General features: G+C 73.9%; 23 protein-coding genes and 1 pseudogene. 14 read left to right on the top strand and 10 right to left on the bottom strand.

The window, feature by feature from the left end:
- Positions 1-63 precede the first annotated feature (63 nt).
- From LG274_RS06095 to mnhG, 6 genes are read left to right on the top strand one after another with little or no spacing between them, the layout of a single operon-like run.
- Entirely contained in the window at positions 64-3,180 is a 3,117-nt protein-coding gene (locus tag LG274_RS06095) for a Na+/H+ antiporter subunit A (protein ID WP_298712478.1), read from the top strand.
- Positions 3,177-3,752, top strand: coding sequence for a sodium:proton antiporter (locus LG274_RS06090; protein ID WP_298985054.1), 576 nt, complete (start codon positions 3,177-3,179; stop codon positions 3,750-3,752). Before LG274_RS06095 ends, LG274_RS06090 begins: the two co-directional genes overlap by 4 nt.
- Positions 3,749-5,380, top strand: coding sequence for a Na+/H+ antiporter subunit D (locus tag LG274_RS06085; RefSeq protein ID WP_248116304.1), 1,632 nt, complete (start codon positions 3,749-3,751; stop codon positions 5,378-5,380). The genes LG274_RS06090 and LG274_RS06085 overlap by 4 nt, the downstream gene beginning before the upstream one ends.
- Positions 5,367-6,119: a Na+/H+ antiporter subunit E gene (locus LG274_RS06080; RefSeq protein ID WP_404463409.1), complete on the top strand. Its 753-nt coding sequence runs from the start codon at positions 5,367-5,369 to the stop codon at positions 6,117-6,119. The genes LG274_RS06085 and LG274_RS06080 overlap by 14 nt, the downstream gene beginning before the upstream one ends.
- Positions 6,116-6,475: a monovalent cation/H+ antiporter complex subunit F gene (locus LG274_RS06075; protein ID WP_298712486.1), complete on the top strand. Its 360-nt coding sequence runs from the start codon at positions 6,116-6,118 to the stop codon at positions 6,473-6,475. The genes LG274_RS06080 and LG274_RS06075 overlap by 4 nt, the downstream gene beginning before the upstream one ends.
- Positions 6,472-6,930, top strand: coding sequence for a monovalent cation/H(+) antiporter subunit G (mnhG, locus tag LG274_RS06070; protein WP_404463406.1), 459 nt, complete (start codon positions 6,472-6,474; stop codon positions 6,928-6,930). Before LG274_RS06075 ends, mnhG begins: the two co-directional genes overlap by 4 nt.
- A gap of 17 nt (positions 6,931-6,947) precedes the next feature.
- On the opposite strand, the gene LG274_RS06065 is transcribed toward mnhG, so the two are convergent.
- Genes LG274_RS06065 through LG274_RS06055 form a run of 3 tightly spaced genes read right to left on the bottom strand, consistent with a single transcriptional unit; the run spans position 6,948 to position 11,667 of the window.
- Positions 6,948-7,226, bottom strand: coding sequence for a DUF4235 domain-containing protein (locus tag LG274_RS06065; protein ID WP_248116311.1), 279 nt, complete (start codon positions 7,224-7,226; stop codon positions 6,948-6,950).
- Positions 7,227-7,279: 53 nt separating this feature from the next.
- Positions 7,280-8,284, bottom strand: a complete 1,005-nt coding sequence (locus LG274_RS06060) for an aminotransferase class IV (RefSeq protein WP_404463404.1) — start codon at positions 8,282-8,284, stop codon at positions 7,280-7,282.
- A 29-nt stretch (positions 8,285-8,313) separates the two neighbouring features.
- Entirely contained in the window at positions 8,314-11,667 is a 3,354-nt protein-coding gene (locus tag LG274_RS06055; RefSeq protein ID WP_404465950.1) for an MMPL family transporter, read from the bottom strand.
- Positions 11,668-11,874: 207 nt separating this feature from the next.
- On the opposite strand from LG274_RS06055, the gene LG274_RS06050 reads away from it, so the two are divergent.
- Positions 11,875-12,519, top strand: a complete 645-nt coding sequence (locus tag LG274_RS06050; protein WP_404465948.1) for a TetR/AcrR family transcriptional regulator — start codon at positions 11,875-11,877, stop codon at positions 12,517-12,519.
- Between the two features lie 36 nt (positions 12,520-12,555).
- Here the strand turns inward: LG274_RS06050 and LG274_RS06045 are convergent, their stop codons facing one another.
- A complete protein-coding gene (locus LG274_RS06045; protein WP_298712498.1) occupies positions 12,556-13,083 on the bottom strand; it encodes a hypothetical protein in 528 nt (175 codons plus the stop codon).
- On the bottom strand, positions 13,080-13,556 hold the full coding sequence (locus tag LG274_RS06040; RefSeq protein WP_404465946.1) for a MarR family winged helix-turn-helix transcriptional regulator: 477 nt from the start codon (positions 13,554-13,556) through the stop codon (positions 13,080-13,082). The genes LG274_RS06045 and LG274_RS06040 overlap by 4 nt, the downstream gene beginning before the upstream one ends.
- 65 nt (positions 13,557-13,621) lie before the next feature.
- On the opposite strand from LG274_RS06040, the gene LG274_RS06035 reads away from it, so the two are divergent.
- Entirely contained in the window at positions 13,622-15,979 is a 2,358-nt protein-coding gene (locus tag LG274_RS06035) for an MMPL family transporter (protein WP_404465944.1), read from the top strand.
- 97 nt (positions 15,980-16,076) lie between these two features.
- On the opposite strand, the gene LG274_RS06030 is transcribed toward LG274_RS06035, so the two are convergent.
- Positions 16,077-16,442: a hypothetical protein gene (locus LG274_RS06030; protein ID WP_010080226.1), complete on the bottom strand. Its 366-nt coding sequence runs from the start codon at positions 16,440-16,442 to the stop codon at positions 16,077-16,079.
- Between the two features lie 48 nt (positions 16,443-16,490).
- Positions 16,491-17,105, bottom strand: a complete 615-nt coding sequence (locus LG274_RS06025; protein ID WP_404465941.1) for a hypothetical protein — start codon at positions 17,103-17,105, stop codon at positions 16,491-16,493.
- 100 nt (positions 17,106-17,205) lie between these two features.
- On the opposite strand from LG274_RS06025, the pseudogene LG274_RS06020 reads away from it, so the two are divergent.
- Positions 17,206-17,415: pseudogene (locus tag LG274_RS06020) on the top strand (MMPL family transporter); the annotation flags it as partial.
- Between the two features lie 77 nt (positions 17,416-17,492).
- Here LG274_RS06020 and LG274_RS06015 read toward each other — a convergent pair.
- Complete coding sequence (locus tag LG274_RS06015) at positions 17,493-18,152, bottom strand: Dps family protein (RefSeq protein ID WP_404465939.1); 660 nt, start codon at positions 18,150-18,152, stop codon at positions 17,493-17,495.
- Positions 18,153-18,478: 326 nt separating this feature from the next.
- On the opposite strand from LG274_RS06015, the gene dnaK reads away from it, so the two are divergent.
- The 5 genes from dnaK (at position 18,479) to LG274_RS05990 (ending at position 23,804) form a co-directional block, all read left to right on the top strand.
- A complete protein-coding gene (gene dnaK / locus LG274_RS06010) occupies positions 18,479-20,335 on the top strand; it encodes a molecular chaperone DnaK (protein WP_404465937.1) in 1,857 nt (618 codons plus the stop codon).
- 172 nt (positions 20,336-20,507) lie between these two features.
- Entirely contained in the window at positions 20,508-21,182 is a 675-nt protein-coding gene (locus tag LG274_RS06005; RefSeq protein ID WP_404465935.1) for a nucleotide exchange factor GrpE, read from the top strand.
- Between the two features lie 53 nt (positions 21,183-21,235).
- The gene (locus LG274_RS06000; protein WP_248116332.1) at positions 21,236-22,216 is read left to right on the top strand and encodes a DnaJ C-terminal domain-containing protein; all 981 of its coding nucleotides are present in this window, start codon (positions 21,236-21,238) and stop codon (positions 22,214-22,216) included.
- A complete protein-coding gene (locus tag LG274_RS05995; protein ID WP_319074558.1) occupies positions 22,213-22,803 on the top strand; it encodes a heat shock protein transcriptional repressor HspR in 591 nt (196 codons plus the stop codon). Before LG274_RS06000 ends, LG274_RS05995 begins: the two co-directional genes overlap by 4 nt.
- Positions 22,782-23,804: an alpha/beta hydrolase gene (locus LG274_RS05990; protein WP_404465932.1), complete on the top strand. Its 1,023-nt coding sequence runs from the start codon at positions 22,782-22,784 to the stop codon at positions 23,802-23,804. The genes LG274_RS05995 and LG274_RS05990 overlap by 22 nt, the downstream gene beginning before the upstream one ends.
- On the opposite strand, the gene trmB is transcribed toward LG274_RS05990, so the two are convergent.
- Together trmB and LG274_RS05980 are read right to left on the bottom strand one after the other, a co-directional pair.
- The gene (gene trmB, locus LG274_RS05985) at positions 23,789-24,751 is read right to left on the bottom strand and encodes a tRNA (guanosine(46)-N7)-methyltransferase TrmB (protein ID WP_298712524.1); all 963 of its coding nucleotides are present in this window, start codon (positions 24,749-24,751) and stop codon (positions 23,789-23,791) included. The two genes, LG274_RS05990 and trmB, sit on opposite strands and share 16 nt — an antisense overlap.
- A 25-nt stretch (positions 24,752-24,776) precedes the next feature.
- Entirely contained in the window at positions 24,777-26,192 is a 1,416-nt protein-coding gene (locus tag LG274_RS05980; RefSeq protein ID WP_298712527.1) for a polysaccharide deacetylase family protein, read from the bottom strand.
- Positions 26,193-26,255 lie beyond the last annotated feature (63 nt).

Here is a 26,255-nt window from a genome sequence, read left to right as displayed (position 1 = left end):
CGACGCGGCCCAATCCCGTAGAGTGGCCACAGCCCTCCACCGCCCGTCTGCCCCGGGGATCCCATGCTGCTAACCCTCATCGCACTGTTCGCCGTTGCGCTCTGTGCTCCCGCGATCTTCCGGTGGACGGGCCGGCAGGGCTTCTACCTCCTCGCCGCGGTCCCGGCCGCGGGATTCCTCTGGGTCCTCGCGCAGCTGCCGCACGTGCTCGCCCTGCAGGAGGCCCTCGACGCCGGCGCCCCCGCGCCCGCCGAGGCGGCGCACCTGGAGCGCACGGTGCCGTGGGTGCCCTACCTGGACATCGACCTGGCCTTCCGCCTGGACGCGCTCGCCGCCTTCATGTCGCTCATCGTGCTGGGCGTGGGCGCCCTCGTGCTCGCGTACTGCGCCCGCTACTTCGCCCCCGACGAGCGGCGCAGCGGCGTCTTCGGCGGGCAGCTGCTCGCGTTCGCGGGCGCGATGTTCGGCCTCGTCACCACGGACGACCTCATGGTGCTCTACACCTTCTGGGAGATCACCTCCGTCCTGTCCTTCCTGCTGATCGGCTACTCGGGCCACCGGATCTTCGCCCGCCGCTCCGCCATCCAGGCCCTGATCGTCACCACCTTCGGCGGCCTGGCCATGCTGGTGGGCCTCGTCATGCTCGCCCACCTCTCCGGCTCGTGGCGGGTCTCCGGCGTGCTGGCCGCGGCGCCGGCCCTCGTGGCGGACGCCGCGGTGCGCGGGATGCTGGAGGCCGCCGTCGCGCTCGTGCTGCTCGGTGCCCTCACCAAGTCGGCCCAGGCGCCGTTCCACTTCTGGCTGCCGGCCGCCATGGCCGCCCCGACCCCCGTGTCCGCGTACCTGCACGCGGCCGCCATGGTGAAGGCCGGCGTCTTCCTCGTGGCCCGCCTGGCACCCGCCTTCGCCACCCTCGTCTCCTGGCAGACGCTCGTGCTCGGCGTGGGCCTGGCCACCCTCCTCCTGGGCGGCTGGCGGGCGATGCGCCAGGACGACATCAAGCTCATCCTGGCCTACGGCACCGTCTCGCAGCTCGGCTTCCTCATGGTGGCCAATGGCCTGGGCACCCGCGACGCCGCGATGGCGGGCCTGGCGATGCTCCTGGCCCACGCGATTTTCAAGGCCCCGCTGTTCATGGTGGTGGGCGTGATCGACCACGAAGCCGGCACCCGCGACCTGCGCGAGCTCTCCGGCATCGGCCGCCGCCACCCCGTGCTGGCCGGCGTCGCCGTGCTGGCGGCGGCCTCCATGGCCGGCCTGCCGCCGCTGTTCGGCTTCGTGGCCAAGGAGTCCGTGCTGGAGACCCTGGCCGCCCACGGGGAACACGGGGCCGGGGCCTGGGCCTGGGCCCCGTTCGTGCTCATGGCGGTCGGCTCCGTGCTCACGTTCGCGTACACGTGGCGGTTCGTGTGGGGCGCGTTCGGGCGGCGCGACCCACGGGACGCGAAGGAGCCCGGCGTCGGCGGGCCCCGCCCCGTCACCGAGTTCCACTCGCCCGTCACGGCGCTGCAGCTCGGACCCGCCGCCGTGCTCGCGGTGGCGTGCCTGGTCCTCGGGCTCGTGCCGGGCAGCGTGGCGCCGCTCGTGGAGGCGGCCACGCACGGACTGTCGCCGGCGTCGCCCGGTGAGAAGCCCGCGCACCTCGCACTGTGGCACGGCCTCACCCCGATCCTGGCGGTCTCGGCGGGCATCTGGGCTCTGGGCGCCCTGCTGGCGTGGACCCGCCGCCCCGTCCAGGCCCTCCAGGCCCGCCTGCAGTCCCCCGTGGACGCCGCCCGGACCTACGGCCGGCTCATCGGCGTCCTCGACGAGGTCGCCGTGTGGGTCACCGGCCGCACCCAGACCGGCTCGCTGCGCCGCTACCTGGCCATCATGTTCGCGTGCGCGTCCGTCCTGCCCCTGGGGTTCCTGCTCCTGCCGGTGGGGGACTCCGATCGCGTCCTGGCCACCTCGTTCCTCGACGCCCGGATCGTCCTCGCGGAGTCGCCGGCCCAGCTGGGAGTGGCGGTCCTGCTGTGCGTGGCGGCCGTGGCGACCGTCCGCGCCCACCGCCGCTTCATGGCGGTCATGCTCGTGTCCGTCACGGGCTACGGGGCGGCCGCCCTCTTCGCCATGCGCGGCGCCCCGGACCTGGCCATCACGCAGGTGCTCGTGGAGTCGGTCGTCCTCGTCACCCTCATCTTCGGCCTGCGCGTCCTCCCGCCGGAGTGGCTCGCCCGACGCGAGGGCAACCGCAGGCTGACCCGCCTGCTGCTGGCCCTGTCCTTCTCCGCGGTCATGGTGTGGGTCGCGGCCACGTCCCTGGCCGCCCGCACCGCGGAGCGGATCTCCGTGCCCATGCCGGACCTCGCCTACGAGTTCGGCTACGGCACCAACGCCGTCAACGTGACGCTGGTGGACATCCGCGCGTGGGACACGTGGGGGGAGATCACCGTGCTCGCGGCGGCCGCCACGGGCGTGGCCTCCCTCGTCTTCCTGCAGCACCGCGACGGCCCCGGCAAGGACATCGCCGACGTCCGCTCCGGGAGCGTGGGCGACTTCGGCGCCGACTCCGCTCTCGGCGCCCGGGAGCTCACCGTGGTCCGCGCCTTCGCGGTGGACGACACGAACAACCAGTGGCTCGTGGCGGGGCGCACCATGGCGCCCGAGCGGCGCTCGATCATCCTCGAGGTGGTCACGCGCTTCATGTTCCCGATCATGATGCTCATGTCCCTCTACCTCCTCCTGGCGGGGCACAACACCCCGGGCGGCGGCTTCGCCGGCGCCCTCCTGGCCGGGCTGGCGCTGACCCTGCGGTACCTCGCGGGGGGGCGGTTCGAGCTCCAGGAGGCCTCGCTGATCCCCGCCGGCGCGATGCTCGGCCTGGGCCTGGGCCTGGCCACGCTCGTCGGCATTGCCCCCGTCTTCTTCGGCGGCCAGATCCTGCAGTCCTACGCCCTCGAGCTCCACGGCCTGCCCCTGTTCGGGGACCACCTCAAGTTCGTCTCGGCCACCGCGTTCGACGTGGGCGTCTACCTCGTGGTGGTGGGCCTGGTCATGGACGTGCTGCGCTCCCTCGGCGGCGAGGTGGACCGGCGCGGAGAGGCGGCCCGCCGGGCCCGCCGCCGCGCCGCGGAGCGCCGCCGGCACCCCCGCCTGCCCACTCCGTCCACTCCGACCGGCCAGGAGGCCGCCCGATGACGACCGTGGACCTGGCCCTGCTGGCCGCGATGGGCGTGATGTTCACGTGCGGGATCTACCTCGTGCTGGAGCGCAACCTCACCCGCATCCTGCTGGGCATCATGCTCATCAACAACGCCGCGATCCTCCTGCTCTTCGCGAGCGCGGGCGGAGTGGGGCAGGCGCCCCTGCGGATCGAGGGCACGGACCCCCGGGCCTACGCGGACACCCTCCCGCAGGCCCTCATCCTCACCGCGATCGTCATCGGCTTCGCCACGAGCGCCTTCCTCACCGCCATGATCTACCGCTCCTGGCTCATCAGCCGCGAGGACCTGATCCAGGTGGACGCGGAGGACGTCAAGATCGCCAGCCAGCCCGCGTGGGACGTCGAGGACGACTCGGTGCTCGTGGAGGAGTCCTCCGAGTTCATCGACGACGCCGCGGACCCGAACGCGCACTACGAGCACGCGACCCCGGACGCGCCCCGCGCACCGGAGCGGCGGTCCGTCCGCCCGGCCGCGGCGGCACGCACCGCCCCGTCGGCACGGAAGCGTCGCGGCCAGCCCCAGGACCAGGAGGGCGAGCGCCCATGACGATCGGCTCCGTGCCCCTCACCGACCTCGCCCCCCTGGCCGTTATGCTGCCGGTGCTCGGGGCCGCCGTCACGTTCACCCTCGTGGGCCGGCCCCGGGCCCAGGTGAGCGTCACCGTCCTCGCGCTCTTCCTCACGCTCGTGCTGAACGCGGCCCTGCTCGCCGCGGTGTGGGAGGCGGGCGTGGCGGTGGTGGAGCTGGCCGGGTGGCCCGCACCGCTCGGCGTCGTGCTCGTGGTGGACCGGCTCTCGGCGCTGATGCTCCTCGTCTCCACGATCATCACCCTCGCGGTGCTCCTGTACGCCTCGGCGCAGGGCCTCATCAGCCGCGACGAGGGCGGGCCCGTCTCGATCTTCCACCCCACGTACCTGATCCTCGTGGCCGGCGTGTCCAACGCGTTCCTCGCCGGCGACCTCTTCAACCTCTACGTGGGCTTCGAGATCCTCCTGACCGCGTCCTACGTGCTGCTCACGCTCGGCGGCACGGCGCAGCGGATGCGCGCGGGCGTCACCTACGTGGTGGTCTCCGTCGTCTCCTCCGTGCTGTTCCTCATCGCGATCGCCATGATCTACGCGGCCACGGGGACGGTGAACATGGCGGACCTGGCGGTGAAGCTCGGCGAGCTGCCGAGCGACATGCAGATGGTGCTCCACGTGATGCTCCTCGTGGGCTTCGCGATCAAGGCCGCCGTGTTCCCCCTCTCCTTCTGGCTGCCGGACTCCTACCCCACGGCTCCGGCACCGGTCACCGCCGTGTTCGCGGGACTGCTCACCAAGGTCGGCGTGTACGCGATGATCCGCACGGAGACCCTCCTGTTCCCCGGGGAGCACGTGAACGATCTCCTGCTGGTGGTCGCGGGGCTCACCATGATCGTGGGCATCCTCGGGGCCCTCGCGCAGACGGACATCAAGCGCATCCTCTCCTTCATCCTGGTCTCCCACATCGGCTACATGATCTTCGGCCTCGGGCTGGCCACCCAGCTGGGCCTGGCGGCGACCGTGTTCTATGTGGCGCACCACATCACGGTGCAGAGCGCGCTGTTCCTCGTCACCGGGCTCATCGAGAACCGGGCCGGCACGGCCAACATCGACCGCCTCGGCTCCCTCGCCCGCGTCTCCCCGCTCGTGGGCCTGCTCTTCCTCATCCCCGCCCTCAACCTGGGCGGCATCCCGCCGTTCTCCGGGTTCCTCGGCAAGGTGGGCCTGCTGCGCGGCGGCGTGGAGCAGGGCGCACCGCTCGCGTACACGCTCGTGATCGTCTCCGTCCTCGCCTCGCTCCTCACGCTGCTGGTCATGGTGCGCGTGTGGACCCGCGCGTTCTGGCGCAGGGTGGAGGACGTGGAGCATCCGCCGGCCCAGCTCGTGGCCGCGTACCAGCGCGTCCTCGAGCGGGGGGAGCGGCCCAAGCGCCTCAGCGCCGGCCTCGTCGTCCCCACCGCGGCGATCGTGGCCCTCAGCGTCGCGTTCACCGTGCTCGCGGGACCCCTCTACGGCCTCGCGGACCGCGCCGCCACGGACATGTTGGAGCGCACGCCCTACATCGGCGCCGTGCTGGGCGAGGACGCCGCGGAGCGCGCCGCGGAGAGCCTGCGCAACGACCCGACGGAGGTGCACGATGCCCACCGCTGACCCTCGCCCACCGGCACCGCGCACGGCGCCGTCGCGGGACCGGGAGGAGACCGCGGACCCGGCCGTTCCCGCGGACCCGGCCGTTCCCGCGGGCCGGGGCTCCGCCCGCGCGGCGCCCCGGCCCGGCAGTTTCCGTGCCGTGCTGGGCCAGTGGCCCCTCGCCCTCGTCCTCACCCTGGTGTGGGGAGCACTGTGGCAGGACTTCGGCCTGCACGTGCTGCTGCCGGGACTCCTCTTCGCCGCGCTGGTGATCGTGGTGTTCCCCATGCCCGCGATCCCGTTCAGCCGCCGGTTCAGCCCCTGGCACGCGCTCGTGTTCACCGGCCGCTTCCTCGCGGACGTGGTGCGCTCCTCGCTCTCGGTGTCCGCCGTCGTGCTCACGCGGGGCAGGCGGGTGCACAGCTCGATCGTGGGCGTTCGGCTGCGCAGCCACGACGACCTCCTGATCACCCTCGTCAGCCACGCCCTGGCCCTGGTGCCCGGCTCGATCGTGCTGGACGTGGACCGCGCCGACGCCACCCTGTACCTGCACTGCCTGAACGTGACGACGGACGAGGAGATCGCCGCGGTCCGCGCCAAGGCCCTGCGCGTGGAGGCCGGGATCATCCAGGCGGTCGGCTCGCGCACGGACCTGGAGCTGCTGCGCCGCTTCCCCGACTCGGCGCCCCCGCGGGCCGAGATCGCGGGCAACCGGCGGCATCCCGCCTACGGGCCCGCGGCGGAGGAGGAGCGCGCATGATCGACCCGATGACCGTGGCCGCCTACGGGGGCGGCGCGATGCTCTTCGTGGGCGCCGTGGCCGCGCTGCACCGGATCGTGCGGGGCCCGTCCCTGCTGGACCGGGCGATCGCCATCGACGTGCTGCTCGTGGTGCTCTCCTCGGCCCTGGTCCTGGAGATGGCCGTGCACCGCCACACCCATGACATCGTCCTCGTGGTGCTGGCCGCCACGGTGGGCTTCGTGGGCTCGGTGACCGTGGCCCGCTTCGTGGAGGACCGCCGCCCGGAGCACATGCGGGAGGAGATCTCCCTCGTGCCCGGCACCACCGACATCCCGGGCTCGGAAGACGCGCCCGCCGAGGGGGGAGACCGATGACGGACCCGCTGCTGCTGCTGGACTGGCTGGCCGCCCTGCTGATCGTGGCCGGCGCCTTCTTCTCCCTGGTGGCCGGCGTGGGCCTGTTCGTGCTGCCCGACCTGCTCTCCCGCATGCACGCGGCCGCCAAGCCCCAGGTGCTGGGCCTGCTGCTCATGCTCCTGGGGCTCGCGGTGCTCTGGCGCTCGTGGGCGTGGGTGCCCATCCTGCTGCTGGCGTGGGTCGCCCAGATGGTGACGGCCCCCGTGGCCTCCCACCTGGTGGGGCGCACGGGCTACCGCACCAAGCACGCCCAGCACGGGCTGCTGCACCGCGACGACCTGGCCGCGGCGGCCCGCCGCGTGGAGGCCGCCGACGGCGACGCCCCGCGGCGTCGCCCCCGCCGCCCGTCCGCGGCGCAGCGCCGCGAGGACGCGCCGCACGGCCTGGACCGCGGCGGGAGCCCGACGGGCTGAGCCCGTCGCGCGGGGTCTCAGACCTCGTTGGCGCCGCGGCGGGCGGTCTTCTCGGAGGCCTTGCGGATCGCGGTGCCCGCGCCGCGCTGTCCGGCCACCTTGATGAGCGCGGCCACGCCGGCGGAGATGAAGGCGAAGGAGAGCGCCTCCACGAGGGGCAGCGTCTCGTCCGCGGCGTCGTCCGGTGCGTCGTGCCCGGTGGCGAGCTTCCAGCCGCCGGCCACGAGGCGGGAGCCGATGACGCCGCCGGCCAGGGTGATGCCGGTGGAGAGGATCTTCTGGGCGATGGTGTTCATGGTGCGCCTTCCGTGGGGTGGGACCGGTCCGGGAGTCAGCCTAGCGCGGGGGATCAGGCGTCCGAGGTGACCGGGTCCCCGCTGACGTGGTGTCCCGGATCGCCGTCGGCGTCCAGCCAGGCCTGGAGCCGGGCCGTCAGGGTGGGGTCCACGGGCGTCTCGCGCCCGTCCACCGCGCGCACGGGGAGCACGCCCCGCACGGAGGAGGCGAGCCAGATCCCGTCCACGTCCTCGAGGTCCGCCGGGATGAGGGGGCCGTAGCCGAGGCGCCAGCCCGCGGCGTGCGCGGCCGCGAAGACCACCGCCTGGGAGGTGCCCGCCAGGATGCCCTTCTGCCGCAGGGGGGTGAGGAGGCGGCGCCGGCCGTCCGGATCGTGCCGCGCGATCAGCACGGTGGAGGTGGGACCCTCGAGGAGGAAGCCGTCCGAGCTCGTGAAGATCACGTCGTCCGCCCCGTGGGCGCGCGCGTGGCGCAGGGCGGCCATGTTCACGGCGTAGCTGAGGGTCTTCGCGCCCGTGAGCAGCCAGGGGGCGTGCTCGGGGGCGGTGGAGTCGATGCCGCGGTCCAGCAGGAGGACGCGGACGCCCGCGCGGCGCTCGGCCTCGTCGGGGGCGGGCACCGGGGTCAGGAGCACCCACGCGGTCGGGTGCGGCGCCGTGCCCGGCGTCGCCTCGGGGCCGCGCGTCGCGGTGAGCCGGACGGAGAGCCGCGCGCCGGGCGCGGGGCGGCTCGCCGCCTCGACGGCGCGCAGGCCGGCGTCGACGGCGGCCTCCCACGCGGCGGCGTCCGGCGCGGGCAGGCGCAGCGCCGTGGCAGAGGAGGCGAGCCGGCCGAGGTGGGCGCGCAGCTTGCGCATCCGCAGCGTCCCGGCCTCGTCCGCGACGGCGAGCGCGGTCTCGAACAGGCCGTCGCCCCGCGTGACGCCCTGGTCCGTGACGCGCAGGTGCGGCACGTCCGGGTCCGCGACCCGGGGACGGACGAGCCCGTGCGCATCCTGCTCGAGCAGGACGAGCACGGGCTCGTGGGCGGCAGGGACGAAGGGCGAGTCGGCGGGCATGGGCCCAGGATAGTGCCGGTCCCGCAGGCTCAGGTGCGGTGCGGGCCGCCCGACTCGGATCCGGCCCCGGTGGCAGCAGGGAGGCCCTCCGCGGTGGCCCCCGCGGGGCTGTGGGAGCTGCCGTGGCGCTCGAGCTGGGCACCCTCCACGTCCACGTCCGGCATGATGTGCTCGAGCCACCTCGGCAGCCACCACGCGGACTCGCCCAGCAGGTGCATCAGCGCGGGCATCAGCAGCAGGCGCACCACGAAGGCGTCCAGCAGCACGCCGAAGGCGAGGCCGAAGCCGATGGGCCGGATCATCGCGTCGTGGGAGAACACGAAGCCGCCGAAGACGGAGATCATGATGATCGCGGCGGCGATCACCACGGACCGGCCGGCGCGCAGGCCGCTCATCACGGCGCTGCGGGCCGGCTGGCCGTGGGCGTAGGCCTCACGCATGCCGGACGCGATGAACAGCTGGTAGTCCATGGCCAGGCCGAACAGCACGCCGATCATGATCGTCGGCAGGAAGCTCAGGACCGGGCCCGCATGGTGCACGTTGAACACCGAGCCCAACCAGCCCCACTGGTAGATGGCCACCACGCCGCCCATGGCCGCGAACACCGAGAGGACGAAGCCGCCGGTGGCGATCAGCGGGACCAGGATGGAGCGGAACACCAGGATCATGATGAGCAGGGACAGCCCCACCACCACGCCGAGGTAGAGCGGCAGGGCCGAGGCGAGCTTCTCCGAGACGTCGATCGCCCCGGAGGTCATGCCCGCCACCGCCAGGTTCGAGGCCTCGCCCGCGGGCTCCACCGTGCGCAGCTCGTGCACCAGCTCCTCGGTGGAGACCGCGTTGGGCCCCTCCTCGGGCAGCAGCTGCAGCATGCCCAGGGTGCGGTCCTCGTTGAAGCCCGCCGGCACCACCGCGCCGACGTGGTCCAGTGCCGAGAGCTGCTCGCCGACGGCGAGCTGGGCGTCCGTCGCCTGCTCCTCCGAGAGCCCCTCGGGCAGGTCCGTGGTCACCACGAGGGGGCCGTTGTAGCCCTCGCCGAACTTGTCGGCCATGAGCTCGTAGGAGACCTGGGCGTCGGAGCCGACCGGCTCGGACGCGCCGTCCGGCAGGCCCAGGCGCATCGAGAAGAAGGGGATGGAGACCGCCACGAGCAGGGCGATCGCGCCCAGGGTCGTGGCCACCGCGGCGGGGGTGGACATCCGCGGCGAGCGGTGCGCGCCTCGCACGGCATGGGCGGCCTCGGCGGGGTCGGCACCGGTGAGGGGGGCCGTGTGGGAGCCCTCGCCCGACGGGGTGAGGGCCTCCAGGCGGGTGCGCTCCTTGCGGGAGAGCACGCGCGTGCCGGCCAGCGAGAGCAGCGCGGGCGTCAGGGTGACGGCCACGAGCACGGCCACGAGCACGCACGCGGCGCCGACGGTGCCCATCAGGCCGAGGAACGGGATGCCGGTGACGTTGAGCGCCGCGAGCGCGATGATCACGGTGAGGCCGGCGAACACCACGGCGTTGCCGGACGTGCCGTTGGCCAGGGCGATGGACTCGCGCAGCGGGGTGCCGCGGCGCAGCTCCTGCCGGTGGCGGTTGACGATGAACAGCGCGTAGTCGATCCCGACCGCCAGGCCGAGCATGAGCCCCAGCACGGGGGTCACGGACATCATCTCCACGACGCCGGAGAAGGCGAGCGCGCCGGCGGCCCCCACCCCCACGCCCACGAGGGCGTTCACGAGCGGCAGACCCGCGCCCACGAAGGTGCCGAGCATGAGCACGAGCACGATCGCGGCGATCACGAGGCCCACGACCTCGCCCGGCCCCACGATCTGCGGGACGGTCTGGCTGAGCTGCTGGGAGGGCAGGACCCGCACCCCGTCGATGTCCGCCGCGGTCAGGACGCCCGTGATGGCCTTCTTGTCCTCCGCGGGCACGTCCATGGACGGCTGGTCGAAGGAGACGATCCCGACGGCGGTCGAGCCGTCCTCGGAGACGGCGCGGTAGCCCTCCACGAGGTCCACGGTGCGCTGGCCGCGCTCGGCCTGGGTGCGGGCGTCGGCGAGGTCCTGACGGCCCGTGGCGAGATCCTCCTCGGCCTGCTCCAGCTTCCGCTCGTTGGCCGCGATCTCCTCGCGGCCGGACTCGAGGTCGGCCCTGCCCTGCGCGAGCGTCTCGCGGCCCTCGTCGATCGTGGCCTGCTGCTTCTCGAACTCGGCGCGGGCGGCCTCGCGGGCCTGCTCGCGGCCGGCCTCGAGCTGGGCCTGACCCTCGGCGAGCTCCTTCTCGGACGCCTGCAGCCGGGCGCGGCCCTCGGCGAGCTGCTCGCGGCCGGCGTCGACCTGCGCCTGTGCCGCGCTCAGCTGCTCGAGGCCGGACTGGACCTCCGCCTCGCGGGCCTTCAGCTCGGCGTTGGCGGCGTCGAGCTCGGCCTGGGCCCGCTCGATCCGGGCCGCGCCGGCGTCCAGCTCGGCCTGCTGCGCGGCGAACTGCGCAGTGACCTGCTCGGCAGGGACGCCGGCGGCCTCGCCCTGCGCGAGGGCCTGCTCGCGGGCGGCGTCCAGCCGGGCCTGGCCGGCCTCGAGCTGCGCCCGCTGCTCCTCGAGCTCGGCCTTGCCCTCCTCGTACTGGGCCCAGCCCTCGCCCAGCTGCTGACGGCCGGCGTCGAGCTTCTCGCGGTTCGCGTCGACCTCGGCCTGGCCGGCCTCCACCTTCGGCGCCTGCTCCTCGATCTGGGCCCGGCCCTGCTCGAGCCGGGCGCGGCCGTCCTCGAGCTTCTGCTCGGCCTCGCGCAGGGGCGCGGTGGCGTCCTCCGGCAGGGCGGCCAGGCCGCGCTCCTGGAAGTCGGTGCGCGCGGCGTCCAGCGTCGCCTGCCCCTCCTCGAGCTGCCGGGCCGACTCCTCGAGCTTCGCCTGCCCGTCCTCGGCCTGCTCCTTCGCCTCGGCGATCCGTGCCCGGCCGCCGTCGACCTGGCGGCGGCCGTCCGCGAGCCCCTGCTCGCCGTCGGCGATCTGCTGCCGACCGTCCTCGAGAGCGGTGCGGGCGTCCTCCTGCTGCCTCTGCACGTCGAAGGGGTCCACGACGTCGGCCACGGCCTGCTGGTCGCGGACCGTGCTCAGGAGCTGCTCGATCCGATCGCGCTGGTCCGGGGTGAACGCGGAGCCGTCCTCGGTGGCGAAGACCACCTGGCCGGTGCCGCGCGAGGCGTCGGGGAACTCCTCCTTGAGGCGGTCCGTGACCTGGGCCGTGGGGGTGCCCGGGATGGTGACGGCGGAGGAGAGGGTGCCGCCGAAGGCGAGGAAGCCGCCCACGGCGAGGGCCAGGGCGAGGGCCCAGGCGAGGATCACGATCATGGGTCGGCGAGCGGCGCCGAGGCCGAGCCGGTAGAGCAGCTTTGCCATGGGGCGGGGATCTCCAGGGAGCGAGAGGGGGCGTGAGGAGGCGGGGCAGAGGGCCGCCGCGTTGCGCTCAGCGTACAGGTAAGCGGAGCGCCGTGCTCCGTTCATCGTGATCGAGGGACTGTGCGATTGCTCTCCTCCGGCGGCCTGACCTTGCACGTCCGCAACAGGACGCCGCGTTCCCGTGAACCCGTCACTACACTCGGTCGGATGGAGGAGAGCAGCGACGTGGCGGGCACCGCCGCGGCAGCACAGGAGACGTCTGACGACCCCACGGTCCCGGCCTCGCGCCGACGTGGCCGCCCCCGCAGCCAGGCGTCCCGGGAGGCGGTGCTGCGCGCCGCCGCCGAGCTCATGGAGCCCGCGGGCCAGGCGAAGCTCACCATGGAGGGCATCGCGGCCCGTGCGGGGGTGAGCAAGCAGACGGTCTACCGCTGGTGGAGGACGAAGGTGGACGTGCTCGTGGAGGCCGTCGGCGCCGGGTACCTGGACATCCCCCTGCCCCTGCCGCCGGACACCGGGGACCTGCGCGCGGACCTCGCCACGTGGCTGCGCGCGATGGCGGTGGAGATCGACGGCGGCGGCGCCACTCACCTCTCCCAGGCCCTGGTGGGCGCGATCGCCACGGCCGACAGCCGGAGCCAGCAGATCCACGGCGTGCTCGTGGCCCCGCTGCGGCACAGCCTCCACGAGCGGTTCCGCACCGCGGTGCTCGCGGAGGGCGTGGACCGGGAGATGCTGGCCGAGACCGTGGCGGCGCAGCTGATCATGCGCGTGCTGTTCGCCGAGCCGATCACCGAGGAGTGGATCGCCGCGCTCGTGGAGCTCGTGGCGCAGGAGCGGCTCCACGCGTGACGCCGAGGGGCCGGTCCGGTGGGCCCGGTCCACGGTTCAGGGGCCGATCGAGGTCCGCACGTCGGCCGCCCCGGCCGGGTCCTGCGCCGCGAGGTAGCGTTCCTCCTGCGCGGCCCAGCGCTCCCAGTGCGGCGCGTACGCGCCGCCGTCGCGGGCCAGGGCGCGCTCGCGGCGCATCCGCTCGTCCAGCTCGAGCCAGACGCTCAGCGTGAGGTGGGGCCGGGCTGCGGCGCTCGTGGCGCCCACACCCTCGCACACCACGACGTCGGCCGGCTCGAGCCGCTGGCCGGCCCCCGGGCGGGCGTGGTGCCAGTCCCAGGCCCGCCACCGCGCAGCACGGCCCGCGCCGAGGTCCCGCAGCGCCGTCACGTACGGCCCTGCGGGGTCGAGCACCGCCTCCAGGCCGTCCCATCCCGCGTAGAAGGACTCCACGTGCAGCACCGCCACGCGGGCGTACGGGGACAGATGCGCCGCGAGGGCGGCCGCGAGGGTGGTCTTGCCGGCGCCGGAGCGGCCGTCCACGCCGACGAGCACGGGGCCCGCCGGTGGTGCGGGGGAGGTCACGGTCCGTCCTCGGCGAGCGGGGCGATGCTCCGGGTGGCCGCGTCCACCACGCGCAGGGCGGTGGCGAGCTCGGCGTCGTCGAAGCCCTCGAGCGCGGCGGCGATGCGGCGGGCCATCGGGCCGAACGCCGCCGAGCCGTCCGCCGAGGCCGCGGGCGTGGGCTCCACGATGACCCGGCGTCCGTCCGTGGCCGAGCGGGCCCGGCGGGCGTGCCCCGAGGCGACGAGACGGTCGATCACGGAGGTCGTGGCAGCACGGGTGAGGTGCAGTCCGTGCCCGAGGTCCGTGGGGGTGGTCGCGAGGCCGCGGCTCGTGCGGCGCATGAGGATCGAGAGGGCGCGCAGGTCCGTGCGGTGCAGGCCGAGGGCGCGGCTCGCCTGGTCGGCGACCCGGTCGGCCACCTCGGAGAAGGCGCGCAGGCTCGCCAGGAGGGCGAGGGGCTGCTCAGGGCGGTCGGCCGCGGGGGTGGTCACCCCCCGGATCCTACCGGCGGGGTCGAATCGTTCGATGATCAAACCATCTTGCTAGGCTGTCCCGCGTGAGCAGCCTCCCCGACCTCTCTCCCTACCGGACCCCCGCCGCAGCGGCCCCCGACGCTCCCGGCCCCGAGCCGTCGCGCGCTGCGGGCGCCCCTGCCGCCGCCCCCGGCGCCCGTGACGAGCGGGCCGCCCGTCCGTCCCGGCTCCTGCGGATCGGCCTCGCGGTGGCGCTGGCGCTCGTGTGGTTCGCCGCGATGGGCCTCGGCGGCCCGACCTTCGGGAAGATCTCCGAGGTCTCCTCGAACGACCAGTCCACGTTCCTGCCCGCCACCGCCGAGTCGACGCTGGCCTCCGAGGCGGCCGCCGGCTTCCGGGACGGCTCGGCGGTCCCCGCGATCATCGTGGGGGAGGCCTCCACGTCAGATCCGGCCGTGGCCTTCCCCGCCCTCGCGGCGCTCGGGGAACGGCTCGGCGAGGTCGAGGGCGTCGAGCGCGTCGTCGGGCCGATCCCCAGCGAGGACGGCCAGGCCGTGCAGTTCCTCGCACTGATCGGCACGGGCCAGGAGGCGCCGCGGGAGGCCGCCGACGTCGTCGAGGACCTCGAGGCCGTGCTCGCGGACCCGGGCGGCGTGCCCGCCGTGGCCGGCACGCCGGCCGCGGACGCGACCTGGCACGTGGGCGGCCCCGCGGGGCTCGCCTCCGAGCTCGGCGGCGCGTTCGCCGGGATCGACGGGCTGCTGCTGCTCGTGGCCCTCGTCGTGGTGTTCGTGATCCTGGTGGCCGTCTACCGCTCCGTGGTCCTGCCGATCCTGGTGCTGCTCACCTCGATGGGTGCGCTGTGCGCCGCGATCCTCGCGGTGTACTGGATGGCGCGCGCGGACTGGATCCAGCTCAACGGGCAGTCGCAGGGCATCCTGTCCATCCTCGTCATCGGCGCGACGACGGACTACTGCCTGCTCCTCGTGGCCCGCCATCGGGAGGAGCTGCTGCAGAGGGACGGCATCGGCCCAGCACTCATGGCCGCCGTGCGCGGCTCGTTCGGGGCGATCACCGCCTCGGCGGCCACCGTCGCCGCGGCGCTGCTCATCCTGCTGGTCTCCGACCTCAACTCGAACCGATCGCTCGGCCCGATCGCCGCGTCCGGCATCGTCTTCGCTTGGCTCGCGGCGCTGACCCTGCTCCCGGCCCTGCTGCAGCTCATGGGCCGCGCGGCGTTCTGGCCCACCGTCCCCTCTCCCGAGAGCGCCCGCCGCCGTCGGGAGAAGCGGGCCGCCCGCGGCCGCGGGTTCGTCCAGCCCGAGGACCGTGACGGCGCGTTGATCGCCGGCCTCGAGGAGGACCACGGCGTGTGGACCCGGGTGGCCGCGCTCGTCGCCCGGAACGCGCGCCCCGTCTGGATCGCGACGGCGGCCGTCCTCCTCGCGCTCGCCGCCGGCGTCACGCAGCTGCAGGCCTCGGGCGTGGCCCAGACCGACGTGCTGCTCGGGCAGTCCGACGCGCGTGACGCGCAGGGCCTGCTCTCCCGCCACTTCGAGGCAGGCTCCGGCTCGCCCGCGGAGATCGTCGCGCCTGAGGCGCAGCGGGACCGCGTGCTGGAGATCGTGCGCGGGACCACGGGCGTCGCCTCGGCGGAGCTGGAGGCCGAGCAGTCCGCCGGACCCCCGGCGGGCACCCCTGCCGGTCCGCCCGCCGGTGCGGGACAGCCCGACGCCCCCGCGGAGCCGAAGGTCGTCGACGGCCGCGTCCTCGTCTCGGCGACGCTCGCGGACCCGGCCGACTCCCTCGAGGCCGAGCGCACCGTGGGCGCCCTGCGGGAGAGCCTGGCCGACGTCGAGGGCGAGGTGCTCGTGGGCGGGACGGCCGCGCAGGCCCTCGACGCCAACGAGACCGCCCAGCGGGACCTCCGCCTCGTCATCCCGCTCGTGCTGCTCGTGGTGCTGCTGATCCTGATGGCGCTGCTGCGATCCGTGGTGGCGCCCGTGCTGCTGGTGCTCGCCACGACGCTCAGCTTCGGCTCGGCGCTGGGCGTCTCCACCCTCGTGTTCCAGCACCTGATGGGCTTCGACGACGCCGACCCCACGGTGCCGCTCTACGGGTTCGTGTTCCTCGTGGCGCTGGGGATCGACTACACGATCTTCCTCATGACCCGCGCCCGCGAGGAGACCCTGCGCGTCGGCACCCGGGCGGGCGTGCTGCGCGCGCTCACCGTGACGGGAGGCGTGATCACCTCGGCCGGCGTCGTCCTGGCGGCCACGTTCGCCGCGCTCGCGGTGATCCCGCTGATGTTCATGGTGCAGTTGGCATTCATCGTCGCGTTCGGCGTGCTGCTCGATACGCTGATCGTGCGCTCCCTGCTGATCCCGGCGCTCGTGCGGGACATCGGCCCGAAGGTGTGGTGGCCGGCGAAGGTCGACTGAGGGCGGTCCTCCGCTTCGGCACATGGTGCATAGCCTGCGGCCCCGACGACGTGTCGTCGGGGCCGCAGGCTGTGGGTTCGTGGTTGCACGCCGCACCTCAGGTGTGCGCGTGGCTTTCACCCGGGGATGCCGTCGTCACATCGAGGCTGCGGGCCCCGACGTCCTCCAACGCCCACCACGTGAAGGTGCCCGATGCCACCGCGAAGGCGATCAGGATGATCGGGTACGGGCTCCAATCGACGCGCGGGAGCACCATCAAGCCGACAGCGATGGCCAGGAGCAGGGCTGCCATGCGTGGCGTGGACAGGCGAGGGCGATCGCGATCCCGCCAGTCCAGGGTGAGGAACGCGACAACGCACAGGGCAGGCAGGATCACCCAGATCCCATGGGCGGTTCCAAGGGCCCCGGCGGAGGCCAGAGTTGCTCCAAGGAACACGGCGGTGAGAATTCGCCAAACTTCCATGATCTCCTCATTCCTGAGAACGGGAGGGGTCATCAACCTCGCCGGAGGTCAGCACCCCTGATTTACGTCGATGATGAACCCCCCGATTCCGAACGTGAGGGCGCAGCCGACGGCCGCCGGCGGAACAGAAACGAGCGGTGTGCACATGAGCGCGTTTGCGCCGATCCATGCCAGTGCAGCTGCCCATGCGGAGGGGCACGCGGGAAGATCCTGGGTGGTGGGTTCCTTGGAGGCCGTCAGGTCTTCCGGGTCGAGATGGCTTATCCAGACTGGGGCGCCATGTGTACCTTCGATGATCTCAATGTCTCCGCGAGAGACCATCTCGACAAGCCCCTGCAGGACAAGGGGGTCCTGCACGGTTGCTGCAAACGCCAGTCGATCCATGTCGGTGGAGCCAAGAGTCGACTCATGGGGCAGGCGGAATGTGTCCCCGAGCTGTTCCAGAATTGCGACCCGTCGGGCGAAGCCTGCCGGGTCCTCCATCTCAGCTTGACGAACGAGCCGCATAGCGTCGTCGACCTTGTCAGTCGAGGGTTGTCCTTGGGTGTGGGTCACCTGGTCATCTCGGAACTGCGCCGAGGCCAAGCTCGGTGCGGCGAGGGTCGTGGTCACCACGGCCAGGCCGGTGAGCGTCGATACGAAAGTGGTCTTCCAGGTCGACATGGGGTCTCCTTACTGGGGGCAGGTAGCGTGGCCGCCTGCCCCTTGAATAAGTGACACAGAACACTATTGTTCCCTGTGTGGTGGATGTCAAGAGGGAGACGTGACGGGCGGTGTGGCCACCTCCACCGTCGTAGCGCTGGCGGCCACCTTCGCCGCGCTCGCGGTGATCCCGCTGATGTTCATGGTGCAGTTGGCATTCATCGTCGCGTTCGGCGTGCTGCTCGATACGCTGATCGTGCGCTCCCTGCTGATCCCCGCGCTCGTCCGGGACATCGGCCCGCGTGTCTGGTGGCCGGCGCGGGCCGCCTGAGCCCGGACGGCGACAGAGGGCCCGACCGGCGGTGCGGTCGGGCCCTCCGGGCACGGGGGCGCGTCAGGGGCGCGCGGTCACTTCTTCTTGGACTTCTTCGCGTTCGAGGCCGTGGCCTTCTTGGCACCCGACTTCTTCGGGCGCGCGCCCTGCGGGGCGGGCGCGGCCTGGTCGTCCTTCACCCGGCCCGCGGCGGCGGCCTCCGTGGCCGCACCCGCGCTGCTCAGGCGGCCGTCGTCCGTGGTCAGGAAGGAGCGCATGAACCACTGGAACAGCTCGAGCTGGGCCACCTGGTCGATGAGGATGTCCTGCGTGACCGGGTCGAGGTCCTCGGTGGCGTCGATCGCGGCGCGGTGGTCCGTCACGACGCCGTCGTACACCAGGTCGAGCGCGGCCAGGTGCTCGAGGGTGCTCGCGCGGCCCAGCGAGTAGTCGTCCCACGTGCGGTCCGCCACGAGGACGCCGGGGGTGCCGGCGGGGGAGACGCCCAGGGTCGCGATGCGCTCGGCGACGACGTCCACCATGGCGCGGACCTTCTCGATCTGCGGGTCGAGCATCTCGTGGACGCCGATGAAGCCCGGGCCCACCACGTTCCAGTGCGCGTGCTTCAGGGTGAGCTGGAGGTCGTTGAGGGCGTGCAGCCGGCCCTGCAGGACCTCGGCCACGCGGTGGCCGTCCTCCACGCGCAGGCCGGGAACGGTGTAGGCGGCGTCGTCGTTCTTCTTGGCGTTGGCCACGATGGTGCTCCTTCGTCTCGATCGGGCGGCGCCGGAGGGCGCCGCGTCGTCGCCTGAATCAACCACTCCGCGCGGGGGCGGCGCCAGCCCTGATCGCCCGCGGCAGGGCGAGGAGCCCCGTCCGACCTCTCCGGGAATGAATCCTCCGTGGAGCGCGTTGAACCGGACATCCGCAAAACATGAGTGAGGATGACTCACGTCCCTTGACACGCCGTCGCCGACGGTGGCAACCTGAGTCAGGAAGGCTCACGTCGGCCGGTTCGGACCCCCGGGTCCGGCCCAGGGCGACGCGGCCGCCTCATTCGCAGACAGGAAAGGACCACCCCATGTCCCGTGCAGTCGGAATCGATCTGGGCACCACCAACTCCGTCGTCGCCGTCCTCGAGGGCGGCGACCCCGTCGTCATCGCGAACGCCGAGGGCGCCCGCACCACCCCCTCCGTCGTCGCGTTCTCCAAGGGCGGCGACGTCCTGGTCGGCGAGGTCGCCAAGCGCCAGGCCGTCAACAACCCCGAGCGCACCTACGCGTCCGTCAAGCGCCACATGGGCACCGACTGGACCACCGAGGTGGACGGCAAGAAGTACACCCCGCAGGAGATCTCGGCCCGCACGCTGATGAAGCTCAAGCACGACGCCGAGGAGTACCTGGGCGAGAAGGTCACCGACGCGGTGATCACCGTCCCGGCGTACTTCAACGACGCCGAGCGCCAGGCCACCAAGGAGGCCGGCGAGATCGCGGGCCTGAACGTCAAGCGCATCATCAACGAGCCCACCGCGGCGGCCCTGGCCTACGGCCTCGAGAAGGGCAAGGAGGACGAGCTCATCCTCGTCTTCGACCTGGGCGGCGGCACCTTCGACGTGTCCCTGCTCGAGGTCGCCAAGGACGAGGACGACTTCGCCACCATCCAGGTGCGCGCCACCTCGGGCGACAACCGCCTCGGCGGCGACGACTGGGACCAGCGGATCGTGGACTGGCTGCTCCAGCAGGCCAAGTCCAAGGGCGCGGACCTGTCCAAGGACAAGATCGCCCTGCAGCGCCTGAAGGAGGCGGCGGAGCAGGCCAAGAAGGAGCTCTCCTCGGCCACCTCCACCAACATCTCGCTCCAGTACCTCTCCGTGACCCCCGAGGGCCCGGTGCACCTGGACGAGCACCTCTCCCGCGCCAAGTTCCAGGACCTCACCAAGGACCTGCTCGAGCGCACCCGCAAGCCCTTCAACGACGTGATCAAGGAGGCCGGCGTCAAGGTCTCCGACATCGACCACGTGGTCCTCGTGGGCGGCTCCACCCGCATGCCGGCCGTCTCCGAGCTCGTGAAGGAGCTCACGGGCGGCAAGGAGCCGAACAAGAGCGTGAACCCGGACGAGGTCGTCGCGATCGGCGCCTCCGTGCAGGCCGGCGTGCTCGCCGGCGAGCGCAAGGACGTCCTCCTGATCGACGTGACCCCCCTCTCGCTGGGCATCGAGACCAAGGGCGGCGTGATGGCCAAGCTCATCGAGCGCAACACGGCCATCCCCACGAAGCGCTCGGAGACCTTCACCACGGCCGAGGACAACCAGCCCTCCGTGTCCATCCAGGTCTTCCAGGGCGAGCGCGAGTTCACCCGGGACAACAAGGCCCTGGGCACCTTCGAGCTGACCGGCATCGCCCCGGCCCCCCGCGGCATGCCCCAGATCGAGGTCACCTTCGACATCGACGCGAACGGCATCGTGCACGTCTCCGCGAAGGACAAGGGCACCGGCACCGAGCAGTCGATGACCATCACGGGCGGCTCCTCGCTGTCCAAGGAGGACATCGACCGCATGGTCAAGGACGCCGAGGCCCACGCGGACGACGACAAGAAGCGCCGCGAGGCCGCCGAGCGCCGCAACCAGGCCGAGCAGTCCGCGTACTCCGTGGACAAGCTCCTGGCCGACAACGCGGACAAGCTGCCCGAGGACGTCAAGACCGAGGTCCAGGCCGACGTCGACGCCCTCAAGGCCGCCCTGGAGCAGCAGGACAACGACGACGAGGTCAAGGCCGCGTTCGAGAAGCTCCAGGCCTCCCAGGTGAAGATCGGCGAGGCGCTCTACGCCCAGCAGGGCTCCGAGCAGCAGGCCGACGCCGGCGCCGAGGCCCCCCAGGCCGAGGACGAGGACATCGTCGACGCCGAGGTCGTCGACGAGGACGACGAGAAGAAGAACTGACGCACCCGCGCCGTCGTCGGCGCCGGCGAGCCCTGCGGCCCGCCGGCCCGACGGGGCCCGCGACAGCACCGGTGGGCCGGTCACGGCGATCGCACGTCCGTGACCGGCCCACCGGCCTCTCACCCCAGACTTCCGGCGCGCACGGCGCGCCGCCGCAGCGAAAGGACCCACCATGAGCGAGAACACCGCCGACCGCCCGGACGACGACCGGACCCCGGGCGAGAAGGGCTCCGAGGAGCAGGCCTTCACGTTCCAGGATCGCCGCCGGATCGACCCGGAGACCGGCCGCCCGCGCGGAGAGGCCGCCCCCGACGCCGAGCCGCAGGACGCGCCGGTCCAGGACGAGGGCGACGCCTTGGCGCAGGCCGCGCGCATCCTCGACGACGCCGGGGCCGAGGCCGGCGAGGCGCCGTCCGGGTCCTCCCGCGAGGCCGAGCTGGAGACGGACCTGCGCCGCCTGCAGGCCGAGTACGTGAACTACAAGCGCCGCGTGGACCGCGACCGCGACCTCGCGAAGGACCAGGGCGTCCTGAAGGCCGTTCTGGCGCTGATCCCCGTGCTGGACGACCTCGACGCGGCGCGGTCCGCCGGCGACCTGGCCGAGGGCCCCTTCGCCAAGATCGCCGAGAAGCTCGACTCCGCCCTCGCGGGCCTCGGCGTGCAGCGCCACGACCAGGAGGAGCTGGCGGGCGTCGAGTTCGACCCCGCTCTCCACGAGGCCGTCATGCGCCAGCCGCACCCCGAGATCCCCGCCGACCACGTGGTGCATGTGTTCCGCAACGGCTACGCACGGGACGGCCGCGTGCTGCGCGCCGCCCAGGTGATGGTGTCCGCCGGGGACGAGTGAGCCACGGCTGAACCGCACCGATCACCGCACCACGACGAACGAAGGGAGGCGCCATGGCCTCGCAGGATTGGATGGACAAGGACTTCTACGCGTCCCTCGGGGTGTCCAAGGACGCCTCCGAGGCCGACGTCAAGAAGGCCTACCGCAAGCTGGCCCGCACGCATCACCCGGACCAGAACCCCGGCGATGAGGCCGCGGAGAAGAAGTTCAAGGAGATCTCCGAGGCCTACGCGGTGCTCAGCGACCCCAAGGAGCGCCAGGAGTACGACGCCGTCCGCGCGATGGGCGGCGGCGCCCGCTTCACCGCCCCCGGCGGCGGGGCCGGCGGGGGCTTCGAGGACGTCTTCGGCGGGATGTTCGGCGGCGGCGCCGGACCCCGCGGCGCTCAGGCGGGCCCGGACCTGAACGACCTCTTCGGAGACATGTTCGGCGGGTTCGGCGGCCAGCCGGGCTTCGGGCCGGCCGGCGGCGGCTTCGGCCAGCAGCGGCCCGCCAAGGGTGCGGACCGCACCGCCACCACCACCATCTCCTTCCGGGGCTCGATCGAGGGCACGACGGTCTCCCTGCGGGCGGCCGACGGGGAGGTCGTGGACGTCAAGGTGCCCAAGGGCATCCGGGACGGCCAGAAGGTCCGTGCCCGCGGCAAGGGCTCGCCGGGCGCGGCGGGCCGCGGCGACCTGATCGTCACCGTGAAGGTGCGCGAGCACGAGTTCTTCCACCGCGACGGCGACACCCTCCGCATCACCGTGCCCGTCACCTTCCCCGAGGCCGCGCTCGGCGCGACCATCGAGGTGCCCACCCTCGAGAGGACCGTGAAGGTCAAGGTCCCGGCGGGCTCCGCCTCGGGCAGGACCCTGCGCCTCAAGGGCCGCGGCGTCGAGACCTCGAAGGGCGCCGGGGACCTCCTGGTCGAGCTGCAGGTGGCCGTGCCCACCGAGCTCACCGACGAGGCGCGCGCCGCCGTCGAGGCCCTCGCTGCCGCCACCGCCGGCGACGATCCGAGGCGGGAGCTGGCCCGGAGGGCCGACTGGTGAGCGCCGGGCCCCGGCGCTCCGAGGCCGCCGACCGGGCCGCCCGCGACGCGCGGGAGCGCGGCGGCGAGTGGACCGCGCCCGTGTTCGTCATCTCCACCGCCGCGGCGATGACGGACATGCACCCGCAGACCCTGCGCCAGTACGACCGCCTCGGCCTCGTGGTGCCCCAGCGCCAGGGCGGGCGGCAGCGCCGCTACTCCCGCGCCGACGTCGAGCGCCTCCAGACCATCCAGGCGCTGAGCCGCGAGGGCGTCTCCCTCGAGGGGATCCGCCGGATCGTCGCCCTGCAGCGCGAGGTGGAGCAGCTGCAGGACACCGTGGTGGAGCTCGCCTCCCAGGTGGACCGACTGCACCAGGTCTCGCGGCTGGCCCGCGTGTTCACGGTGGGTGCCGCCGGTGACGTCTCGGCGCGCTACGCCGACCGCCGCTCGGGCGCCGGCCGCCCGGACGGCGTCGCCCCCGCGTCCGGAGCCGCGGAGCCGGGCACCCCGTCCGGCGCCGCGCGGCGCGGTGCGGCCGTGCGCGCCCTGCCCGCGGGCACCGCCCGTTCCCGCCGGATCCTCGCGTGGAACCCGCCGCAGGCCTGACGCCGCTGGCGTTCACGGCCCCGCAGCGCGCCGCCCGCCGGGAACGGCTGCGGGAGGACCTGGGCCGGAAGGACCGGCTCGACCCGCGGAGCCGCGCCGCGCTGGAGGGCCTCGCCCACGCGCTCGCCCCGGACTCCATGGACCGTGCCCTGCCGGCGCGCGAGCTGCTGGCCCACGACCTCGAGGGCCGCGGTGGGCCCACCGCCGCCGTGTGCGCTGGAGACCCCGCCACCGCCACCCATCTGACCTGGATGGTCTCCGGCATGGGCATCCGCCCGGACACCGCCCTGTGGGGCGCGGCGCACGAGGCCGCTCAGCTGGCCGCGGCCCAGCACGCGGCGGGGGCGCCCCGCCCCGTCGTCGTCGCGTGGCTGCGCTACCCCGCACCCGCGCCGTGGCGCGTGGTCCTCGACCGCCCCGCGCGGGAGGCCGGCCGGCAGCTCGCCGACGACGTCGCCGCGTGGTGGGCACACCTGCACGCGTCGGGGCTGCGCGCCCGCGGCACCGCGGTGCACGGGGCCGTGGACGCCCACTCGTACGGCTCCCTCGTGGCGGGGCACGCCCTGCGAGAGCTCGACGAGCGGGGGCTCCTTCCGGCCGACTCCGCGGCCACCGATCCCACGCCCCACAGCGCGGAGCGCCCCGTCGAGACCCTGGTGGTGTCCGGGGCGGTGGGCCTGCCGCTCGCCCTCCTCTCGGGAGCCCGTGCGCTCGGCGCGGCCACCGGCCGGGTGTTCGAGGCCCGCGCGCCCGGAGACGTGCTCTCCGTCCTCGGCCGGCTCGGCGGGCTGCGGCAGGCCTGGCCCGGCGCCGTCGCCCTGCCCGTGGACCCCGTCCCGGGGATGGACGGGGCCGCCGTGCGCGGCCACGACACCTCGCGCTGGACGCCCGCGGCCGGCGACGACGCGCCGCGGGGCTACCGCGATCCGGGCTCCGTGACGCTCGCGGCCGCCGCCCGCGTCACCGCGGGCCAGCCGCTCGGCCTTCAGCGCCTCCGGTAGGCGAGGTCGAAGACGAGCCGGCCGGCGCGCTGGGACTTGGCCTCGAAGCTCGTGACGGGGCGGCCCTCGAACCGCGGAGCCCACCCGCCCTCGTGGTCCACCGGGTCCTCCGCCTCGCTCGCGGCCACGGCCTCCCCGAGTCCCGCGCGCAGGGGGCGCTCCTCGGCGGCCGCGTCCTCCCATCCGGCGGGCAGCGGCTGCGCGCCCACCTCGAGCTCGCGGCCCTCGCGGCGCACGCGGGTCAGCGGGGAGTCCTCCCCGGACGCGCGGCCCGGGAAGAGGTTCTCGAACTCGGGGTGGGCCTCCAGGACCTCGCGCATCTGCACGGCGTACCCGGACCAGTCGGTGGCCAGGCGCAGCACGCCGCCGGGGGCGAGCACGCGGGCCACGCGGTCCGCGAAGGCGGGGGAGACGAGGCGGCGCTTGTGGTGGCGCTTCTTGTGCCACGGGTCCGGGAAGAACACCCACACCTCGCCCACGGAGCCGGGCTCGAGCAGCTGGTCCAGCAGCTCGGGGGCGTTGGCCTCCACGGCCCGCACGTTGGTGAGCCCGCGGTGCTCCACCTGCGCCATGAGCGCCGCGAGCCCCGGCACGTACACCTCCACCGAGAGCACGTTCCAGTCCGGCCGGTCCGCCGCGCCCTGGGCGGTGGACTCGCCCAGGCCCGAGCCGACGTCCACGAGCAGCGGGGCCTCCCGCCCGAACACGGCCCCCCAGTCCAGGTGGGCGTCCGGGGACACGGAGGTGGCCGCCCGGTGGCGGGGGACGTCCACGAGCACGGTGTCCGCGAGGCGGTCCCACACGGCCTGCTTGCCGGAGGTGAGGCGGGCGCCGCGGCGGACGAAGGAGACCGGCTCCATGCGGTGCAGTGCGGGGTCCTTCTCGGTGTTGTGGTCGTGCGGGTGGGCCGCGTCGGCGGACGGGGCGGGGGCGGTGTGCTCAGTCATCCGCACGATCCTCCCACGGCGGCGCTCAGGGGTGCAGGCCGGAGCCCGTCGTGTGACCGGCGGCCACGCCCCCCGTGATGCGGTCCACGGTCACGAACGTGTAGCCCTCCGAGCGCAGGTGCGCGATGACGGCGGGGACGGCGTCCACGGTGGTGGAGTGGATGTCATGCATCAGCACGATCCCGCCCGGGCGGGCCCCCGCCTTCACGGCGGCGAGGGTCTGTGCGGGGCTGCGGTGCTCCCAGTCCCGGGTGTCCACGCTCCAGGTGACCGATCCCGCGCGGGGCAGCCCGCCGAGGGTGGCCAGCACCGACTCGTTCAGCGCCCCGTAGGGGGCGCGCACGGTGCTCGGGCTGACGCCGGCCGCGCGGACGGCGGCGTCCGTCGCCGCGATCTCCTGGCGCACCTGCCCGGCCGTCAGCGTCGTGAGGTTGGGGTGGGTGTAGCTGTGGTTGCCCACCTGGTGGCCCTCCGCCGCCATGCGGGCGATCATCGCGGGGTTGAGCTTCGCGCTCTGCCCCACCACGTAGAAGGTGGCCGGGACCTGCTCGGCGGAGAGGACGTCCAGGAGGCGGCCGGTGTGCCGGCCCGGGCCGTCGTCGAAGGTGAGGGCGATGCACCGGGTGACGGCGCAGTCCACCGGGGCCTGGCGCACGGGGCCGGCGGGCGCCGGGGCCGTGGAGGGCTGCGGCGCCGCCGAGGCGGAGCTCGCAGGGGCCGAGGCGCTCGGCCCAGAGGAGCCGGGGGCGGTCGCACCCGTGCCGGCGGACGCGCTCGGCGCGGCCGGGCGAGGGGAGGCGGGCTGCTGCACGGGCGCGGGGCGCACATCCTGCGGTGCGATCCGCTCGACGGGGATCACGGGCTTCGGGGTGGTCACGGCGACCGGCGTGTCCTCGGGAGCGACGCCGGGCTTCGGACCGCCGAGGTCCTGTGCGGCGGGGACCCCGCGGTCCTGCGCGACGACGGGTGCCGGGCGGTCCTGGGTGCGGGCGTCCGCACCGGGGCGCGAGGGCGACGCCGACGAGGCGGGTGCGGAGGCGTCCTGCCGTCCCTCGGCGGAGGAGCCGCGCTCGTCCTGGCCCTCGGCCGACCCGGCGGAGGAGGACTCGGCGGCACCGCGTGCGTCCTCGGCCTCCTCGGCATGCGTCGCGGCCGACGTCGACTCCTGGCCCGCGCCGGTGTCGTCCGACTGAGGGGCGGCGGCGGACGTGGACGGTGCGCTACTGGTCATCGCGGAGGACGTGCTGCCGCCTGACGCGGACGGGGACGACGACGCGGACTCCGGGCTCGGGGTGTCGGTCGCAGGGCTCGTGGCGGCCGCGGAGTCCGCGGCGGCCTGGGGAGCGGGTGCGTCGCCTCCGTCGGGGCCGCCGCACGCCCCGAGGGCCAGGGTCAGTGCGAGGAGGGCGGCGCAGAGGCGCGGGCGGGACGTCGAGGTCATGGGCGGGCTCACACTCTTCGAGGATCAGCGCGCGAGGACGGGGCTCAGCGCGAGGGGAGGTCG

Origin of the sequence: Micrococcus antarcticus (genome assembly GCF_044872765.1) — a bacterium.
Classification (GTDB): Bacteria; Actinomycetota; Actinomycetes; order Actinomycetales; family Micrococcaceae; genus Micrococcus.
Note: the sequence above shows the minus strand (reverse complement) of the source record. Positions and strands in the feature narration are given on the sequence as shown.